This window comes from Pseudobutyrivibrio sp. AR14, from assembly GCF_900101325.1.
In the GTDB taxonomy this organism is placed as follows: domain Bacteria; phylum Bacillota; class Clostridia; order Lachnospirales; family Lachnospiraceae; genus Pseudobutyrivibrio.
Genome location: NZ_FMUY01000006.1, coordinates 131921 through 148590, shown reverse-complemented (window position 1 = coordinate 148590; position 16670 = coordinate 131921). Strand labels below are relative to the sequence as shown.

The 16670-nt window shown below is 39.3% G+C and carries 25 protein-coding genes; 23 read left to right on the top strand and 2 right to left on the bottom strand.

Annotation, left to right across the window (positions count from 1 at the left end; genetic code table 11):
* Positions 1-9: 9 nt before the first annotated feature.
* The 11 genes from BLP50_RS07345 to rpsR all read left to right on the top strand — a co-directional run bounded on the left by BLP50_RS07345 (position 10) and on the right by rpsR (position 7044).
* Positions 10-597, top strand: coding sequence for a nucleoside/nucleotide kinase family protein (locus BLP50_RS07345; RefSeq protein WP_090153229.1), 588 nt, complete (start codon positions 10-12; stop codon positions 595-597).
* Positions 598-601: 4 nt separating this feature from the next.
* Positions 602-1042 (top strand): YaaR family protein, encoded by a 441-nt coding sequence (locus tag BLP50_RS07340; RefSeq protein WP_090153377.1) that lies wholly within the window; start codon positions 602-604, stop codon positions 1040-1042.
* A gap of 16 nt (positions 1043-1058) precedes the next feature.
* A complete protein-coding gene (gene holB, locus BLP50_RS07335) occupies positions 1059-2117 on the top strand; it encodes a DNA polymerase III subunit delta' (RefSeq protein ID WP_090153226.1) in 1059 nt (352 codons plus the stop codon).
* Positions 2114-2992: a PSP1 domain-containing protein gene (locus BLP50_RS07330; RefSeq protein ID WP_090153224.1), complete on the top strand. Its 879-nt coding sequence runs from the start codon at positions 2114-2116 to the stop codon at positions 2990-2992. Before holB ends, BLP50_RS07330 begins: the two co-directional genes overlap by 4 nt.
* Positions 2992-3732 (top strand): tRNA1(Val) (adenine(37)-N6)-methyltransferase, encoded by a 741-nt coding sequence (locus BLP50_RS07325; RefSeq protein ID WP_090153221.1) that lies wholly within the window; start codon positions 2992-2994, stop codon positions 3730-3732. The genes BLP50_RS07330 and BLP50_RS07325 overlap by 1 nt, the downstream gene beginning before the upstream one ends.
* A 27-nt stretch (positions 3733-3759) precedes the next feature.
* Positions 3760-4599, top strand: coding sequence for a 16S rRNA (cytidine(1402)-2'-O)-methyltransferase (gene rsmI / locus BLP50_RS07320; protein WP_090153219.1), 840 nt, complete (start codon positions 3760-3762; stop codon positions 4597-4599).
* Between the two features lie 9 nt (positions 4600-4608).
* The gene (locus tag BLP50_RS07315; RefSeq protein ID WP_090153216.1) at positions 4609-5067 is read left to right on the top strand and encodes a divergent PAP2 family protein; all 459 of its coding nucleotides are present in this window, start codon (positions 4609-4611) and stop codon (positions 5065-5067) included.
* A gap of 27 nt (positions 5068-5094) precedes the next feature.
* A complete protein-coding gene (locus BLP50_RS07310) occupies positions 5095-5853 on the top strand; it encodes an NAD-dependent protein deacylase (protein WP_090153213.1) in 759 nt (252 codons plus the stop codon).
* Between the two features lie 137 nt (positions 5854-5990).
* Positions 5991-6281, top strand: a complete 291-nt coding sequence (gene rpsF, locus BLP50_RS07305) for a 30S ribosomal protein S6 (protein ID WP_028247183.1) — start codon at positions 5991-5993, stop codon at positions 6279-6281.
* Positions 6282-6308: 27 nt separating this feature from the next.
* Complete coding sequence (locus BLP50_RS07300; protein WP_090153211.1) at positions 6309-6746, top strand: single-stranded DNA-binding protein; 438 nt, start codon at positions 6309-6311, stop codon at positions 6744-6746.
* A gap of 43 nt (positions 6747-6789) precedes the next feature.
* A complete protein-coding gene (rpsR, locus tag BLP50_RS07295; RefSeq protein ID WP_028234190.1) occupies positions 6790-7044 on the top strand; it encodes a 30S ribosomal protein S18 in 255 nt (84 codons plus the stop codon).
* Between the two features lie 165 nt (positions 7045-7209).
* On the opposite strand, the gene BLP50_RS07290 is transcribed toward rpsR, so the two are convergent.
* Positions 7210-7680: a cupin domain-containing protein gene (locus BLP50_RS07290; RefSeq protein ID WP_090153208.1), complete on the bottom strand. Its 471-nt coding sequence runs from the start codon at positions 7678-7680 to the stop codon at positions 7210-7212.
* Between the two features lie 223 nt (positions 7681-7903).
* On the opposite strand from BLP50_RS07290, the gene BLP50_RS07285 reads away from it, so the two are divergent.
* The 5 genes from BLP50_RS07285 to BLP50_RS14315 all read left to right on the top strand — a co-directional run bounded on the left by BLP50_RS07285 (position 7904) and on the right by BLP50_RS14315 (position 10968).
* Complete coding sequence (locus BLP50_RS07285; protein WP_090153206.1) at positions 7904-8458, top strand: biotin transporter BioY; 555 nt, start codon at positions 7904-7906, stop codon at positions 8456-8458.
* Between the two features lie 27 nt (positions 8459-8485).
* Complete coding sequence (bioB, locus tag BLP50_RS07280; protein ID WP_090153203.1) at positions 8486-9469, top strand: biotin synthase BioB; 984 nt, start codon at positions 8486-8488, stop codon at positions 9467-9469.
* A 21-nt stretch (positions 9470-9490) separates the two neighbouring features.
* On the top strand, positions 9491-10156 hold the full coding sequence (gene bioD / locus BLP50_RS07275; protein ID WP_090153200.1) for a dethiobiotin synthase: 666 nt from the start codon (positions 9491-9493) through the stop codon (positions 10154-10156).
* Positions 10157-10251: 95 nt separating this feature from the next.
* Positions 10252-10809 (top strand): GNAT family N-acetyltransferase, encoded by a 558-nt coding sequence (locus BLP50_RS07270; RefSeq protein ID WP_090153199.1) that lies wholly within the window; start codon positions 10252-10254, stop codon positions 10807-10809.
* 12 nt (positions 10810-10821) lie between these two features.
* On the top strand, positions 10822-10968 hold the full coding sequence (locus BLP50_RS14315) for a hypothetical protein (RefSeq protein WP_176753720.1): 147 nt from the start codon (positions 10822-10824) through the stop codon (positions 10966-10968).
* Here BLP50_RS14315 and BLP50_RS07265 read toward each other — a convergent pair.
* Entirely contained in the window at positions 10965-11261 is a 297-nt protein-coding gene (locus BLP50_RS07265) for a hypothetical protein (protein WP_090153197.1), read from the bottom strand. The two genes, BLP50_RS14315 and BLP50_RS07265, sit on opposite strands and share 4 nt — an antisense overlap.
* 210 nt (positions 11262-11471) lie before the next feature.
* On the opposite strand from BLP50_RS07265, the gene BLP50_RS07260 reads away from it, so the two are divergent.
* From BLP50_RS07260 to BLP50_RS07230, 7 genes are all read left to right on the top strand, one after another.
* Positions 11472-12590, top strand: a complete 1119-nt coding sequence (locus tag BLP50_RS07260; protein ID WP_090153194.1) for a CapA family protein — start codon at positions 11472-11474, stop codon at positions 12588-12590.
* Positions 12591-12599: 9 nt separating this feature from the next.
* Positions 12600-13001, top strand: coding sequence for a (deoxy)nucleoside triphosphate pyrophosphohydrolase (locus BLP50_RS07255; RefSeq protein ID WP_090153190.1), 402 nt, complete (start codon positions 12600-12602; stop codon positions 12999-13001).
* A 41-nt stretch (positions 13002-13042) separates the two neighbouring features.
* On the top strand, positions 13043-13591 hold the full coding sequence (locus BLP50_RS07250) for a prolyl-tRNA synthetase associated domain-containing protein (RefSeq protein ID WP_090153187.1): 549 nt from the start codon (positions 13043-13045) through the stop codon (positions 13589-13591).
* A gap of 108 nt (positions 13592-13699) precedes the next feature.
* Positions 13700-14401 (top strand): gamma-glutamyl-gamma-aminobutyrate hydrolase family protein, encoded by a 702-nt coding sequence (locus tag BLP50_RS07245; RefSeq protein ID WP_330386067.1) that lies wholly within the window; start codon positions 13700-13702, stop codon positions 14399-14401.
* 16 nt (positions 14402-14417) lie between these two features.
* Positions 14418-15209: a transporter substrate-binding domain-containing protein gene (locus tag BLP50_RS07240; protein WP_090153185.1), complete on the top strand. Its 792-nt coding sequence runs from the start codon at positions 14418-14420 to the stop codon at positions 15207-15209.
* Positions 15210-15259: 50 nt separating this feature from the next.
* Positions 15260-15931, top strand: coding sequence for an amino acid ABC transporter permease (locus BLP50_RS07235; protein WP_090153182.1), 672 nt, complete (start codon positions 15260-15262; stop codon positions 15929-15931).
* Positions 15921-16664, top strand: a complete 744-nt coding sequence (locus tag BLP50_RS07230) for an amino acid ABC transporter ATP-binding protein (protein ID WP_090153179.1) — start codon at positions 15921-15923, stop codon at positions 16662-16664. Before BLP50_RS07235 ends, BLP50_RS07230 begins: the two co-directional genes overlap by 11 nt.
* Positions 16665-16670: the final 6 nt, after the last annotated feature.

Sequence of the window (16670 nt, the reverse complement as noted above, 5' to 3'; positions counted from 1 at the left end):
GAGGATTATATGGGTAACATTTATTGCATCATGGGCAAGAGCTCATCAGGAAAAGACACTATTTTCAAGCTTTTGCTAGATAGGACAGATATTGATTTAAAGACAATTGTTTCATACACCACTAGACCAATCAGAAGTCATGAGAAGCCAGGTGAGGAATACAATTTCGTTAGCATAGAGGAAAAGGATAGACTTGTAGCAGAGGGTAAGGTCATTGAGCTTAGGGAATACAATACAGTTCATGGCCCATGGTTTTATTTTACAGTCGATGACGGAAGTCTAGATCTTGAGCACCATGATTACCTTATAATCGGGACAGTTGAGAGCTTTGTGAAAATCCGTGATTACTACGGAGAAGACAAGGTTTTGCCGATATATATAGAAGTAGATGATGGCATTCGCCTAACTAGAGCTCTTGAGAGAGAGAAGATGCAGGAGAATCCTAAGTACGAGGAAATGTGCCGCAGATTTCTTGCAGACCAGCAGGATTTCTCAGAGGAAAATATTAAAAATGCCAGAATCACTAATGTCTTCAATAACAACAAAGACAGCAAAGAAACATGTGATAAGATAGCAGCATTTATTAATGGCAGGTGAGCTTATGGATATTCGAGTAAATGAAGTAAGTCAGGTGCAGCAGCCGGAGGCTACGCAAGCAAAGGTTCCAGTAGATGATACTTTTAAATTTACACTTGCAGCAGCAGTTGATGATGCAGAGTTGCAGGAAAAGCTGACAAATTTACTTAATGATATAACCACACAAGGAAAGCTTTTGTCTGAACATATGGATATCAGAGATATGAAGAGATATCGTGGATTGGTAAAGGATTTCCTCAATGAAGTGGTTAACCGTTCACACAAGTTTTCCCGCGAGAACTTTTTGGATAGACGTGGACGACACAGAGTTTATGGAATGATTAAGCTTGTGGATGAGAGAATGGATGAGCTTGCAACAGCTTTAGTTCAGGACGAGCGAGACCATATTGATATATTAAATAAGGTTGATGAGATTAGAGGATTGCTTTTAGATATCATCACCTAAATTTGGGAGATAATTAATGAGCTTTGCAGAGATTATAGGTCAGGAGGATGCAAAAGACCTTCTTAAAAATGCGATAAAAACAGGAAAGCATAGTCATGCCTATATTTTCAGCGGAGAAAAGGGCTCTGGAAAAATGATGTTGGCTGAAGCTTTTGCCATGATGCTTCAGTGTGAGAATCCAGCAGATGATGCCTGTGGAGAGTGCCATGCATGCAAACAGACAGCCAGCCACAATAATCCAGATGTCATTTACATTTCTAGGGACTACGATAGTAAGACTAAGAAATTCAAAAAGAATATTAGCGTTGACCAGATTAGAGAAAAGCTGGTCAACGATGTTGATATTAAGCCATATAGTAGCAAATACAAAATCTATATTATCGATGAAGCAGAAAAGATGAACCCACAGGCTCAAAATGCAATGCTTAAGACCATTGAAGAGCCACCTGAATATGCGGTAATTATTCTGCTTACAGCAAATCATAATGCGTTCTTGCAGACAATTCTTTCCAGATGCGTTTTGATTCAAATGAAACCTGTGCATACTGACAGTATCAAAAATCTCTTGCAGACAAAGTACGATGCTGTGGACTATCAGTCAGAGATGGTAGCATCTTTTGCTCAGGGAAATATAGGCAAGGCAATAGCTTTGACAACGGATGCAAGCTTCAATGAAGCCAAGGATATGGTGGTTTCATTATGTAAAAAAGCAGGTAAAATGGATGCACTTCAGGTATCCAACGAAGTAAAATCAATCAAAGAAGCCAACGACCAGGAGAAAAAAAGCAACGAAGCAGAAAATGAAAAATTTCAGGGTTTTGTAGAGCAAATGCTAGATTTAATAACCCTTTGGTATAGAGATGTGCTATTATATAAAGCGACATTGAATGATAACATCCTTCTTTTCAAAGAGGATTTATTTGATATTCACGATCAGGCTCAGAGTTGTTCCTACGAGGGACTTAACAACATAATTGATGCTATATCAGAGACTAGAGCCAGACTTAATGCTAATGTCAATTTCGAATTGACAATTACGCTTCTCATAAATGCAATGAAGGAGAATACTAGATGATAAAAGTAATCGGCGTACGCTTTAGAGGCGGCGGAAAAGTATATTATTTCGATCCAGCTGGGGTGGAGCTCAAGCGAGAGGATCAGGTAATCGTTGAAACAGTTCGTGGTGTTGAAATCGGAACAGTTTTGTTAGTAGACAAGGAGATTTCAGATGATGAAGTCCCAGGCCCAATCAAAAAGATTATGAGAAAGGCTACAGAGGACGACGTTAAAAAGGCAGCCAAGAATCTTGAAAAAGAAAAAGAGGCTATGAAGATTTGCGAGGAGAAAATCGCTAAGCGCGAGCTTGATATGAAGCTAGTTGGCGCAGAATATACATTTGACAATAATAAGCTTATTTTCTATTTCACAGCAGACGGTCGTATCGACTTTAGAGAGCTTGTTAAGGATTTGGCAGCAGTATTCCATACTAGAATCGAGCTTAGACAGATTGGTGTAAGAGATGAGACAAAGCTTATGGGCGGCATCGGTATTTGCGGTAGAGAGCTTTGCTGCAAGAGTTGGCTTGGAGATTTTGTTCCAGTATCTATTAAGATGGCTAAGGAGCAGAACCTTTCACTTAACCCTACCAAGATTTCTGGACTTTGTGGACGCTTGATGTGCTGCCTCAAGAATGAGCAGGAGACATACGAGTATTTAAATAGCAGACTTCCAGGAATTAACGACACTGTTACTACACCAGAGGGATACAAGGGAACAGTTCAGTCTGTAAATGTACTTCGACAGACAGTTAGAGTTCTTTTCGAAGAGGGCGACCTTAAGGAAGTTAAGGATTATCCTACAACAGACCTTAAGTTTAAGCCTCGCAAGAAAAAGGTACAGGTATCTAAGGAGGAGGCAAAGGAGCTTGCCGACTTGGAGGATAAGGATTAATGGAAAATCTTGTGCGTTCAGATGAGCGAATAGATGATCTACAAATAAATGGATATAAAATAATTCAGCATCCTGACAAATTTTGTTTTGGCATGGATGCTGTCTTGCTATCATCTTTTGCCAAAGCAAGAGAAGGGGAAAAGGCGCTAGACTTAGGCACTGGCACAGGGATTTTGCCAATCCTTCTTGAGGCAAAGACTGAGGGTAAGCATTTTATCGGATTAGAGATTCAGCATGAGAGTGCTGAAATGGCAAATAGATCAGTTCTTCTTAATGGACTGCAGGATAAGATAGAAATAATAGAGGGTGATATCAAGGAAGCCTCAGCTATTTTTGGAAAAGGAAAAATAGATGTGGTTACCAGCAACCCACCATATATGACTAATCATCACGGACTTAAGAATCCAAATGACGCAAAAGCAATTGCAAGACACGAGCTTTTATGTTCACTTGATGATGTGGTAAGAGAGACCGCTGCAGTGCTTAAACCAAGAGGAAGATGCTATTTTGTTCATAGACCAAAGCGTTTGGTAGAAATTTTTGAGGCTATGAGAAAATATAGGATTGAGCCAAAGCGCATGCGTCTTGTGTATCCTTACGTAGATAAGGAACCAAATATGGTATTAGTTGAGGGTGTCAGAGGTGGCGGAGCACAGCTTACTGTTGAAGCACCACTTATTGTGTATGAGAATCCTGGTGAATACACAAAAGAAATATATGAGATTTACGGCATGAACTAGACTTTGGTCCAAAATACAGGAGATAATATGTCAGGAACATTATATTTAGTTGCAACCCCTATAGGAAACCTAGAGGATATGACCTTTAGAGCTGTTCGAATTCTAAAGGAAGTAGATCTGATTGCAGCAGAAGATACGAGAAATTCAATAAAGTTGCTTAATCATTTTGAAATAGATACACCTATGACTAGCTATCATGAGTTTAATAAGGTGGATAAGGCAATTACTCTTATTGAAAAGTTAAAAGAGGGTAAGAACATTGCAGTTGTCACAGATGCAGGTACTCCTGGTATTTCAGATCCTGGTGAGGAGCTGGTAGCTATGTGCTATGAGGCAGGCATAGAGGTAACTTCGGTACCTGGTCCAGCTGCCTGTATTACAGCAGTGACAATGTCCGGACAGGCCTGTAGACGCTTTGCATTTGAGGCATTTTTACCAAAAGACAAAAAAGAGCGTCGTAGAGTGTTAGAAGAGACAAAAAATGAAACTAGAACGATTATTATATACGAGGCACCACATCATTTGATTGGCACCTTAAAGGAACTGGCAGAAGTTCTTGGAGAAGACAGAGGAATTACTCTCTGTAGAGAGCTTACAAAAAAGCACGAAGAAAAAGAGAAGACAACAATTGGCGGAGCGCTTTTATCATATGAGACAAAGGAGCCTAGAGGAGAATATGTTCTCGTCATTGCAGGCAAGTCCAAAGAAGAAGCTATTCAGGAGGCGCGAGCCCAATTTGAAGATATGACCATAGAAGAGCATATGGATCTGTATTTAGCTCAGGGTATGGATAAAAAAGAGGCAATGAAGGCGGTGGCAAAGGATCGAGGGGTTAGCAAACGAGATATTTACAACGCCCTTTTATAGGAGGAGAAGATGAGTCATTTGGTTGCTTTATTTACAAGTAAATATTTTTTAGCCCCAACAATTGGATGGGCGGTTGCGCAGCTTCTGAAGATGATTATTGATACATTCAGAAGTGGGTTTAGCAAGGAGCGCTTCAAAAGCAATACAGGAATGCCTAGTTCCCATGGAGCGATAGTTGCTGCGCTTATTATTATCACAGGATTATTAAAGGGTACAGGCTCTTTTGAATTTGCTGTAGTTTTATTCTTTGGGTCAATAGTGCTTTTCGATGCTACAGGAGTTAGATTTGAGACTCAGCGTCAGGGTAAGGCCCTTAACAATCTCAATGATGAGAGACTTGAAGAAGGCAAGCAGCCTCTTGATATAATCCGTTTTAAGGAAAAGCTTGGACATAACATGATAGAGATTATTGTGGGATGTTTGATTGGAATAGTTAGTGCAATAGTGGTTTACCATTTGCCAATATAATTACAATTAAAGAGAGGGGGAAATTTGGTGGATAACATCGAAAAGCTAAAAGAGATAATTGATGCTTCAAATAGCATAGTATTCTTTGGCGGCGCAGGGGTTAGTACAGAGAGCGGTATTCCAGATTTTCGAAGTAAAGATGGCTTATACAATCAGCATGATGTTCGATTTGACATGTATCAGCCTGAGTATTTACTGAGTCACAGTTGTCTTATAAATGAGCCAAAGGTTTACTTTGAGTTTCATAGACAGAAGATGGATACCAGAAAAATCGAGCCTAACAATGCCCATAAATATCTAGCTAAGCTAGAGGAACAGGGCAAGCTAATAGGCGTGGTTACACAAAATATTGATGGTCTTCATCAGAAGGCCGGCAGCAAGAAAGTTTTTGAGATTCACGGAAGTGCACTTAGAAACTACTGCATGAAGTGCGGCACCACTTATCCTGTGGATTACATTTTCGATTCAGAGGATGAGATACCTAGATGTGACTACTGCGGAGGAGTTGTCAGAGCAGACATCACCCTGTATGAAGAGGGGCTTCCAGAGGACCAGGTAGAGGGCGCCATTAGAGCAATAAGCTCTGCAGATACCATGATAATAGGTGGAACTTCGCTGACCGTTTATCCAGCAGCATCATTTGTAAATTATTTTAAAGGGAAAAATTTAGTAATCATAAATCGTGACCCTTTGAATATTCGAGTTGGAGAAAATGTGCTGGTAATTAAGGAAAAAATCGGCCAGGTATTTACGAATCTAGCAAAGTTACAAGGAATAGAACTATAAAAATAAGAGAAAATAGGAAAAAGCCTTGAAAAACGCATAAGTTCATGCTATTATCTTAATTCGTGGTATAAAACATTTATATCCTTGCTAGGCTATATGACGTAGCTTGGCCAATAGACCAAAAGGAGGTAGAAAGCATGAACAAGTATGAATTAGCACTCGTTGTTAATGCGAAGATCGAAGACGATGCAAGAACTGCCACAGTTGAAAAGGCAAAGGAGTACATCACTCGCTTTGGTGGACAGATTTCTGACGTCGATGATTGGGGCAAGAAGAGACTTGCTTACGAGATTCAGAAGATGAATGAGGGTTACTACTACTTCATCCACTTTGATGCTGAGGCAGGCGTACCTGCACAGATCGAAGAGAATATTCGCATCATGGACAACGTACTTCGATTCTTATGCGTTAGAGCTGACGAGGCTTAATAGTATAAGACAAGGAGATTAATTATTATGAATAAAGTAATTCTTATGGGACGTCTCACAAGAGACCCAGAAGTTCGTTATGGTGGAGCAAACAACAGCGCTGTTGCAAGATTCTCTCTTGCAGTTGATCGTAGATTTAAGAGAGATGGCGATGAGCAGACAGCAGATTTTATTAACTGCGTTGCTTTCGGTAAGACAGCAGAGTTCCTTGAGAAATATGCTCGCAAGGGCACAAAGTTCGTTGTAGAGGGTCGTATTCAGACAGGCTCTTACACAAACAAGGACGGCCAGAAGGTTTACACTACCGATGTAGTCTGTGAGAATGTTGAGTTCGCAGAGAGCAAGAATTCTCAGAGCGGCGGAAGCAGCTTTGACGGTGGCGCAGGTTTCGCACCTAGCTCAGATGCAGGCGACGGCTTCATGAATATCCCTGATGGAATTGACGAGGAATTACCGTTCAATTAGGAAGGAGCCAAGCTCCGACCGGATTTCAATAGGAGGTTAAATCATGGCTTTTAATAAGACAGGTGATGGTCAGCAGAGAAGAAGACCAATGCATAGAAGAAAGAAAGTCTGTGTTTTCTGTGGTAAGGATAACGTAATCGACTACAAGGATACAGCAAAGCTTAAGAAGTACATTTCTGAGCGTGGAAAGATTCTTCCACGTCGTATCACAGGTACATGTGCTAAGCACCAGAGAGCTCTTACAGTAGCTATCAAGCGTGCTCGTCACGTTGCACTTATGCCATACGTACAGGATTAATTCTTGAATTTAAAAGACACTATTTAGAGTAATCTAAATAGTGTCTTTTGTTATATAATGGTTCATTATTATCGTTCTAATGGTATTTAATGTTTTATAAAATATTTAAAGGACAACCATATGAGCCAATATAAGATATGTGAGATGGTGTTACTCAGATAGATATTAATATGCTAAGTACTCCACATCATCGTAATAACTGGCCCAGTTGTTTTTGATTTCATCTTTATATACAAGTCTAAAACCTTCATAGGCGAAGTTTGGTGTAGTGGCACAGGATACGAAAGTGAAGCCTTCATTAGAAAGATTTTCCGCACCAAAGATAACACCTTTAGGGATAACAACCATTGCGCGTTGATCTTTTTCTACCTCATTTCCGAGGAAGATTTCTTCTTTTCCATTTGGGCCAAGAATAGTAACTTTCATACCACAGCCCTCGTGATAGTACCAAATCTCATCGCAGTCTATCTGATGAAAATGTGAGATTTCGTCTTTATCTAACAAGAAGTAAATACTGCCAGCAAGTGGACGACCCTCTATTTCAAATGGTGCGGTATAAACTTCTGCAAACCAACCACCTTCCGGGTGCTGCTGTAAGTTATATTGTTGTTTTAATATGTCTGATCTTGAATTCATGTCGTTATTCTCCTCAAATAAATATGTATAAAATTATAACACAGATTTTTGTACCATTCTAAGCAGGTCGGCTTGAGCTCCCAGAGCCTTTTTCTATGCACTAAAATAATGTTTTACTATTGTCACCCTATGGACAAATAATAGTTGACACTCGACATCTATTTTCTTACACTCAGAAGGGACTGGCTTTTAGAGCCAAATACTTACTGGAGTGTAACTAATCATGACAAAATCTATTTTATCTGTAAAAAATCAGGTTCTTTGCGCCTTGTTTGCAGCGCTAGTTGCTATAGGTGCGTTCATTCAAATCCCGGTACCTTATATGGATTATTTCACATTGCAGTTTTTCTTTGTATTGATGGCGGGCATTTTGCTTGGAGGAAAACTGGGGGCAATTTCTGTGGGATGCTATGTGCTCCTTGGAATAGTGGGACTTCCAATATTTGCAGCAGGCGGTGGAATAGGCTATGTGTTCCGTCCTAGCTTTGGATACTTGGTAGGGTTTATAGTGGCAGCATTTGTCACAGGAACTCTTAGCAGGAAAATGAGTGTAAGCTTCCTTCACTATTTTTTGGCTTGTCTGGGAGGCTTTGCTGTAACTTATGGAATTGGAATCGTATATAAATATTTGATGTTGAAATATTACTTGAATACTCCTGAGACACTTGGAGTTATTCTTTTATCTTGCTTTCCACTTGATATGCCTGGAGATCTTGTGCTTTGCGGCTTAGCATCATTTGTGGGAACAAGATTAACAGCTATTCGCATCATGGAGTAGGCATAAATAATGTAAAAGGAGAATAAGATGGGCAATTTAATTCAAGAGTTAAAAGAGAAGGTACTGGCAGGAAATGAGGTCACAAAAGATGAGGCTTTGACACTTTACAATCTGCCAGAGGAGGATTTAAAAGAGCTTTGCCAAGCTGCGGATGAGTTGAGGGAGCATTTTTGTAATAATGCATTTGATATGTGCACTATTATTAATGGAAAAAGTGGGCGTTGTTCAGAAAACTGTAAGTTCTGCTCACAGTCAGCGCATTATAAAACCTGCTCTGAGCAGTATCCACTTCTAGAGAAGGAGGAAATAGTAAAGCAGGCAAAATACAACGCGGATCGTGGTGTTTTAAGGTATTCTATTGTGACATCTGGAAGAGCTCTTACAGATGTTGAAGTAGACAAAGTCTGCGAGGCAGTAAGAGAGATTAAAAGAACAATTGATATAGAAATATGTGGTTCATTTGGACTATTAAACACTGAACAATATAAGAGATTAAGAGAGGCTGGAGTTACTAGAATTCATAATAATCTTGAAACTTCTGCAAGCTATTTTTCAAAAGTGTGCACCACACATACCCATGAGGACAAGCTACAGGCTGTTAGAAATGCAAGGGAAGCCGGAATGAGCATTTGCAGTGGCGGAATTATGGGACTTGGAGAAAGCGTAGAGGACAGAATCGACATGGCCCTAGAGCTTAGAAGTCTTAATGTAAAGAGCGTGCCAGTTAATATGCTTAATCCTATTCCTGGAACTCCATTTGAAAAAAATGAAAAGCTTACTATAGATGATATGTGCCGTATAGTTGCGGTATATCGATTTATTTTACCAGATGCATCCATTAGATTAGCTGGAGGAAGAGGACTGTTGCCAGGACATGGTAGAGAATGCTTTAAGTCAGGCGCCAATGCAGTAATCTCTGGTGATATGCTTACAACGGCAGGCTATACAATTGAGTCAGATATGAATATGATTCACGAGCTGGGATATAAGGAAGAGCTTTGGGAAAAATAGAATGGGCGTAGGTGAATGCAAATGACGAAATTACTAGAACTTGCAAAATGTAAAAAGGGTGTATTTATCACTGGAACAGGCACGGATATAGGAAAGACATATGTGACGGCCCTTTTAGCTAAGTATTATAGGGAACAGGGCATAGATGTAGCATATTATAAAGCTGCGATTTCAGGTGCAGATACAATTCCTGAAAGTGATGCGGGATATGTAAAAAAGATAGCAGGCCTAGAGCAGTCTGATGAGTCGATGGTTTCATATCTGTTTAGTGAGGCTGTATCTCCCCATTTAGCTGCAAAAATAAATAATCGTCCTATAGAATTAGATAAAATAGTTGGAGATTATCAAGTTGTAAGAGATAGTCATCAGTTTACAGTTGTAGAGGGAAGCGGAGGAATCGTGTGTCCTATCCGATATGATGAATCAAAAAAGATACTGCTTCCTGACATTGTAAATGCACTGGGATTATCGGTAATTATAGTGGCTGATGCAGGTCTTGGAACCATTCACAATGTGGTAACCACAGCAGCTTATATTAAAACCCTAGGTATTGAAATAGAGGGAGTACTTCTTAACAATTACACAGGAGACTTGATGCAAAAAGACAATTACTACATGATTGAAGAGCTTACTGGCCTTAAAGTGATAGGGACAGTAGCTCCAAATGGAGAAAACATAATATTTTAACAGCTAAAGCTCACATTTGTGGGCTTTATTTATTTTGAGAAAAACAGTAAAATATCCCTTAATATACAGTTTATGATACATGAGGAGGGAAGGCTTTGAAGGAGCAGGCTAGAGAAATTACAGGTAAATACGGGCAGAAATATACTATGAAATCAATAAACGCAGATAATGCAGAACAATTCCTAGATTTCATGTATCAAGTATCTGATGATACCCATTTTATGTCTCGGTATGGAGGTGAAGTGGGACAAAGTGAAAAAGATATAAAGGAAGAAGAAAAGAGACTACAGAGCCTTTATGACGATTCGAGGCAGACTATGACTTCTATATTTGATAATGAAAAAATCGTTGGAAACATTGCTGTTAGATGCATCGGTAAAGGTCGAAAAACAAAGCATCGGTGTGAGATAGGACTTGGTGTTAGAAAAGAATATCACGGAGCTGGTCTAGGAACTATTTTAATGGAGCATGCAATTGATTTTGCAAAAAATGCAGGGTATACATGCATGGAATTAGAAGTGCTAGAGGATAACACGAAAGCTCTTGGCTTATATAAGAAAATGGGATTTGTAGAATCAGGAAAATTGCCTTGTGGATTTAAGCTTGATGATGGCACAAGCATAGGTGAGATTTCAATGTATAAATTATTGTAGTAAAAAAGGCAGGTGGCACTGCAGGCATGTCTAGATTTTCTTTTAGAAGAAGAAATAGACATTACCTTTGCAGTCCTAGATCAAAGAATAATGGAAGTAGGCCAGCAGGAACTACAAAAGCTTATGCAAGAGGAAAAATATAAGGCTATTTCCTGCTAAGAATAAAGCTCAGCAAACTTCGCGCTATGTCGGTGGTAGTAACGAATCTCCGCCTCATGACACAGCTTTAGCTGTTCATCTAATCTGACAGTAAACATACCTAGCTCTATCTGAATATCTCGCAGGGTATCAGATAGGGCTTTTTTATATTTAGTATGTTTAAGTAGGTCAATCCATTTATCCAAGTCGTTGTCATAGGCGAAAATAAGAACATCATAATAAGAGATGCCCTTGTTGGCCATAATATAATCATTTATCTCAAGTTCTGTTTTTGTAGGCTTTGAAGTTTTCATAACTTATAACTCCTTTCTTTAAAAACTTGTAACATTATAGACCAAAACGTAACATATTTGCAACATTTAAACTGTTTAGATTAGAAAAAGCGCGAAAAATGGGGAGTTACTAGACTTTTTTAAAATGGTAAAATATACCTAGTGCTTTAAATAAAGGAGCATAACGGTTAAAATTTTTATGATATTCAAAATCATATTTTAAGGATAATTATGAATAGTAGAAAACAGGTAGCAGTTGGTCTTTGTGTAGCAGTTTGTTTTGTAGGCTGTGGCAGCAAACCCAACATAGCTAAAGAAGAAAAAATAGAGGCAAAAGCCCAAGTAGCTGATGCGACCAGTGTTGGAGAAATACAGGACAACGGGGAATATGACTTCACCCTATGTTTTGCTGGAGATATTAATTTTGACGAAAATTGGGTCACAACCCAGTATTTGAATACCTGTGAAAATGGTATAGAAGACTGTATAGCGCCTGAGTTGATAAGTACTATGCAGCAGGCAGATATAATGTGGATAAATAATGAGTTTACCTACAGTGACCGTGGAAATCCGCTAGAGGGTAAGGCTTACACATTTAGAGCTAATCCAGATAGGGTGGAGAATCTTAAGGAGCTGGGAGTAGATATAGTTGGCCTTGCTAATAATCATGTTTATGACTATGGAAAGGATGCGTTGCTAGATACATTTACCACATTAGAGCAGGAGGGAATCCCCTATGTAGGAGCAGGCCATGATTTGGCTGAGGCTAGCCAACCGGTATATATGGAGGTTGAAGGGAAAACAATTGCTTTTGTAGCAGCCTCTAGGGCGGAAAAAAATAGAATGACACCCCAGGCAACAGAAACCGAGCCAGGTATCTTAAGATGCTATGACACTGAGCTTTTTGATAAGGAGATCGAAGAAGCAGACGCAAAAGCGGATATAGTTGTGGCTTTACCACATTGGGGTACAGAGTATTCTACAGAATTAGAGCCAGTACAGGTGCAGACTGCCCATGAATATATTGATGCAGGAGCAGATGTAATTATAGGTGCCCATACTCACTGTTTGCAGGGATTTGAGTATTATGATGGAGTGCCTATTGTATATAGTTTAGGTAATTACTGGTTTAACGAGAAGACACTAGATACAATGCTTGTGACACTTCATTGCTACGGAGACAATGATGAGGATCATATGGAAGTGCTTATTACACCAGCATTGCAGGCAAATTGTACTACCACCTATGTGGCAGATAGCAAGGACCAAAGAGCATTATATGACAGGCTTGAAGATATATCTGTAAATGTAGAGATAAGTAATGATGGAAAAGTTGAGGTATCAGAATAAGGGGAAATAATGAAGACAGTTAGGGTAGTTGCAGCAGTAATAAAAGCAAAAAATGAAAAAGGCCAGCCCATGATATTTGCCACCCAAAGAGGTTATGGAGATTACAAAGATGGTTGGGAATTTCCAGGTGGGAAAATAGAAGCAGGAGAGACTCCAAAAGAAGCGCTTAAAAGAGAGATAAAAGAAGAGCTTGATACTATAGTTCAAGTAGGAGATTTAATAGATACAATCGAGTATGATTATCCAACATTTCATTTATCCATGGACTGTTTTTGGAGCGAAATTGTAGAGGGTGATTTGGTTTTAAAGGAACATGAGGCAGCTAGATGGCTTACAAAAGAAACCATAGATGATGTGGATTGGCTGCCAGCGGATATAACCCTTATAGAAAAGTTAAAACAACAGATTTAACATATAAATACAACTTTAAATCGAATCAAGAGGAGAATATTATGACAGAATTACAGCCCGGAAGACCTGCAGATTTGACCGGAAGACTAGAGCGAGAGGTGCGAGTTTACGATTTTTTAGATGAGCTTCAGATTGAATATGAAAGAGTGGATCATGAGCCAGCCACAACAATGGAGGCATGTGAGGAAGTAGATAAAAAGCTTGGCACCCTAATGTGTAAAAACCTGTTTTTATGCAACAGACAAAAGACAAATTTTTACCTGCTTTTAATGCCAGGTGATAAGAAGTTTAAAACAAAAGAATTGTCTCAGCAGATAAATTCAGCCAGGTTATCATTTGCAGATGCGGATGATATGTTAAAATACTTGGATATAGAGCCTGGTGCGGTCAGTGTCATGGGTTTAATGAATGACAAGGACGGTTCAGTAAAGCTTTTAATTGATGAGGATGTCATAAAAGGTGACTATATTGGTTGTCACCCATGTGTATGCACAAGCAGCCTTAAGATAAAGACAAATTTCATATTGGAGAAATTTTTACCAGCAGTATCCCATGATTATGAGGTAGTTAAGCTAGTAGGCGAGGATTAATTCCTTAGAAATAAGCCTTGCACAATAATTATAAAAGTTGTAAAGTATGAAAAAGACAAGGGCGTCTGCACTATGAGCAGGCGCCTTTTTGCTTTATAGGAGGCAAAGTTGAGACCGATAATAGGACTGATACCTTTATATGACGATGAAAGAGAAAGCTATTGGATGTTGCCAGGGTATATGAAGGCAATAGAAAAAGCAGGAGGACTGCCAATAATGCTACCTCTGACAGAAGATGAAGAAGAATTATCAGAAGCATATAGCTTGTGTACAGGCATTCTCTTTACAGGAGGCCATGACGTATCGCCAGATGTATATGGCGAAAAAGCAAAATCTACCTGCGGAAAGCCTTGCAAATCAAGAGATTTTATGGAAAGCTTTATATTGGACCGATGTTTGGTGGACGATAAGCCTTTTTTGGGTATATGCAGAGGGCTTCAATTTATAAACGCATATCTTGGCGGTAGTCTTTACCAGGATTTACCTACAGAATATAATTGCAGGGTAGAACACCATATGAGTCCTCCTTATAATAGGCCAGCCCATAAAGTTCAGGTGCTAGAAGGCACTAGGTTGGCAAAAATAATAGGAAGTGGCATTCACGAGGTTAACAGTTATCACCATCAGGCTATAAAAACATTGTCACCGAAAGTGGAGAAGATGGCTGAATCTGAGGATGGATTAGTTGAGGCAATAGCCGTGAAGAATCACAGATTTGCAATAGGAGTGCAGTGGCACCCAGAGTTTTCCTATGAGAATAATGAGGAAAGCATGAATTTAATTAAGGCATTTATTAAAGAATGTATATAAAGGAAGGAGATTAATTATGAAGAAAAGAGTTCTAGCAGTTTTAATGGCTGTTGCTACTATGGCAACAATGGTAGGATGTGGCGACACAGCATCAGAGCAGAAGCCAGAGGCATCAGAGGGTTCAGGTGAAAAAGTATGGGTAATCGCTACAGATACAGCTTTTAAGCCATTTGAGTACACAGATGATAATGGCGATTTTGTTGGTATTGATATGGAAATCTTAGACGCAGTTGCTAAGGACCAGGGATTTGAGTACAAGGTTGATGTACTTGGATGGGATGCAGCTATTGCAGCATGTCAGGCTGGTCAGGCAGATGGAATGATCGCTGGTGCATCTATCACAGAGGAGCGTAAGGCATCTGGTTGGATTTTCTCTGATGGATATTATGATGCTAACCAGAGTATGGCAGTAGAGGCATCATCAGATATCGATGGTTTTGATGATTTAGCAGGAAAGTCAGTTGCAGTTAAGACAGCTAGTATGAGTGCAACATATGCTGAAGAATTAGCATCAGAATACGGTTTTACTGTTACATATTTTGAGGATTCTCCAACAATGTACCAGGCAGTAGTTGGTGGACAGGTTGCAGCAGTATTTGATGATACACCAATCATGGCTTCTAACATCAAGGAGACAGGCATTGCTATGAAGATTGTAGACGGAACCGGTAATGATCCAGCACAGTACGGATTTGCAATTTTCAATGCTGACAATCAGGAGCTTGTAGATATGTTCAATGCAGGTCTTAAGAATATCAAGGCTAACGGAACATACGATGAGATTATTAGCAAGTACCTTGGAGAATAAGAAACTAATGTGGGCAGTTAAAACTGCCCACTGATTATTGAGGATAATATATGATTAAAATTATAACAGTATATGGACCTATGCTATGTGGCGCTCTAGGAAGAACGCTTCTTTTGGCATTGTTGGGATTATTTTTTGCCTGTATTATAGGCTTATTTTTCGGTATATTAGGTGTGCTTAAAAATAGAGCATGCAATGTTATTTCACAGATATTCGTAGATGTAATTCGTGGTGTGCCAATGATTGTATTGGCATTTTTTGTCTATTTTGGAATCCCTTATTTATTTAACACAATGGTAGGTGGATTCAATATAAGCTTGTCAGCTCTTCAGGCAGGTACTATCTGTTTGGCTCTCAACTGCGGTGCCTACATGGCAGAGATTGTCAGAGCAGGTATTCAGTCCGTTGATCCAGGACAGATGGAGGCAGCTCGCTCACTTGGTCTTACATACGGTATGGCCATGAGAAAGGTAGTGCTTCCTCAGGCAATACGTACTATGATTCCTACATTTATCAATCAGTTTATTATTACATTAAAGGATACATCTATCCTTTCAGTAATTGGATTCCCTGAACTAGTAAATACAGCGAAAAATGTTCAGGCTAATACATTTATGTCATTCCAAACATGGGCTGTTGTAGGAATTATGTATTTGATTGTTATCACTATCCTTTCACGTAGTGCAAAGATGGTTGAGAGGAGGTTAAGCATTGGTAGATAAGAGTACAGTTAAAATCAAAGTAGAACATTTAAATAAAAAATTTGGAAGCCTTGAAGTATTAAAGGACATTTCTACAGAAGTGTATGGTGGCGAGGTAGTGTGCGTAATCGGACCATCAGGCTCAGGAAAGTCCACATTCTTAAGATGTCTTAACAGACTTGAGAAGGCAAGTGCAGGATTAATAGTAGTAGACGGCGAAGAGATTTTAAGCAAGCAGGTAAATATTAATCATGTGAGAGAAAAGATTGGAATGGTTTTCCAGCATTTTAATCTTTTTAACAACCTTAACATCATCGATAATCTTACATTGGCTCCTGTAGAATTAGGAAAATGCTCAAAGGAAGAGGCTACAGAACGAGCAAAAAAGATGCTTGAGCGAGTAGGCCTTGAGGATAAGGCAAATAGTTTTCCTAGCCAGCTTTCAGGTGGACAAAAGCAGCGTGTAGCCATTGCAAGAGCTCTTTGCATGGAGCCAGACATTATGCTTTTCGATGAGCCAACAAGTGCACTTGATCCAGAAATGGTAGGAGAAGTTCTTCAGGTTATGAAGTCACTTGCAGCAGATGGTATGACAATGGTGATAGTCACACACGAAATGGGATTCGCAAGAGAAGTGGCAGATAGGGTTATTTTCATGGATGGAGGATACATTGTGGAAGAGGGAACTCCACAGGAAGTATTGCTCAATCCTAAGGAAGAAAGAACAATAGATTTCTTAAACAAAGTATTATAGTGGGGG

Bases quoted from the DNA above. Each gene is read 5' to 3' on its own strand.
- BLP50_RS07345 (WP_090153229.1), top strand. From the start codon at position 10: ATGGGTAACATTTATTGCATCATGGGCAAGAGCTCATCAGGAAAAGAC.
- BLP50_RS07340 (WP_090153377.1), top strand. From the start codon at position 602: ATGGATATTCGAGTAAATGAAGTAAGTCAGGTGCAGCAGCCGGAGGCT.
- holB (WP_090153226.1), top strand. From the start codon at position 1,059: ATGAGCTTTGCAGAGATTATAGGTCAGGAGGATGCAAAAGACCTTCTT.
- BLP50_RS07330 (WP_090153224.1), top strand. From the start codon at position 2,114: ATGATAAAAGTAATCGGCGTACGCTTTAGAGGCGGCGGAAAAGTATAT.
- BLP50_RS07325 (WP_090153221.1), top strand. From the start codon at position 2,992: ATGGAAAATCTTGTGCGTTCAGATGAGCGAATAGATGATCTACAAATA.
- rsmI (WP_090153219.1), top strand. From the start codon at position 3,760: ATGTCAGGAACATTATATTTAGTTGCAACCCCTATAGGAAACCTAGAG.
- BLP50_RS07315 (WP_090153216.1), top strand. From the start codon at position 4,609: ATGAGTCATTTGGTTGCTTTATTTACAAGTAAATATTTTTTAGCCCCA.
- rpsF (WP_028247183.1), top strand. From the start codon at position 5,991: ATGAACAAGTATGAATTAGCACTCGTTGTTAATGCGAAGATCGAAGAC.
- BLP50_RS07300 (WP_090153211.1), top strand. From the start codon at position 6,309: ATGAATAAAGTAATTCTTATGGGACGTCTCACAAGAGACCCAGAAGTT.
- rpsR (WP_028234190.1), top strand. From the start codon at position 6,790: ATGGCTTTTAATAAGACAGGTGATGGTCAGCAGAGAAGAAGACCAATG.
- BLP50_RS07290 (WP_090153208.1), bottom strand. From the start codon at position 7,680: ATGAATTCAAGATCAGACATATTAAAACAACAATATAACTTACAGCAG.
- BLP50_RS07285 (WP_090153206.1), top strand. From the start codon at position 7,904: ATGACAAAATCTATTTTATCTGTAAAAAATCAGGTTCTTTGCGCCTTG.
- bioB (WP_090153203.1), top strand. From the start codon at position 8,486: ATGGGCAATTTAATTCAAGAGTTAAAAGAGAAGGTACTGGCAGGAAAT.
- bioD (WP_090153200.1), top strand. From the start codon at position 9,491: ATGACGAAATTACTAGAACTTGCAAAATGTAAAAAGGGTGTATTTATC.
- BLP50_RS07265 (WP_090153197.1), bottom strand. From the start codon at position 11,261: ATGAAAACTTCAAAGCCTACAAAAACAGAACTTGAGATAAATGATTAT.
- BLP50_RS07260 (WP_090153194.1), top strand. From the start codon at position 11,472: ATGAATAGTAGAAAACAGGTAGCAGTTGGTCTTTGTGTAGCAGTTTGT.
- BLP50_RS07255 (WP_090153190.1), top strand. From the start codon at position 12,600: ATGAAGACAGTTAGGGTAGTTGCAGCAGTAATAAAAGCAAAAAATGAA.
- BLP50_RS07250 (WP_090153187.1), top strand. From the start codon at position 13,043: ATGACAGAATTACAGCCCGGAAGACCTGCAGATTTGACCGGAAGACTA.
- BLP50_RS07240 (WP_090153185.1), top strand. From the start codon at position 14,418: ATGAAGAAAAGAGTTCTAGCAGTTTTAATGGCTGTTGCTACTATGGCA.
- BLP50_RS07235 (WP_090153182.1), top strand. From the start codon at position 15,260: ATGATTAAAATTATAACAGTATATGGACCTATGCTATGTGGCGCTCTA.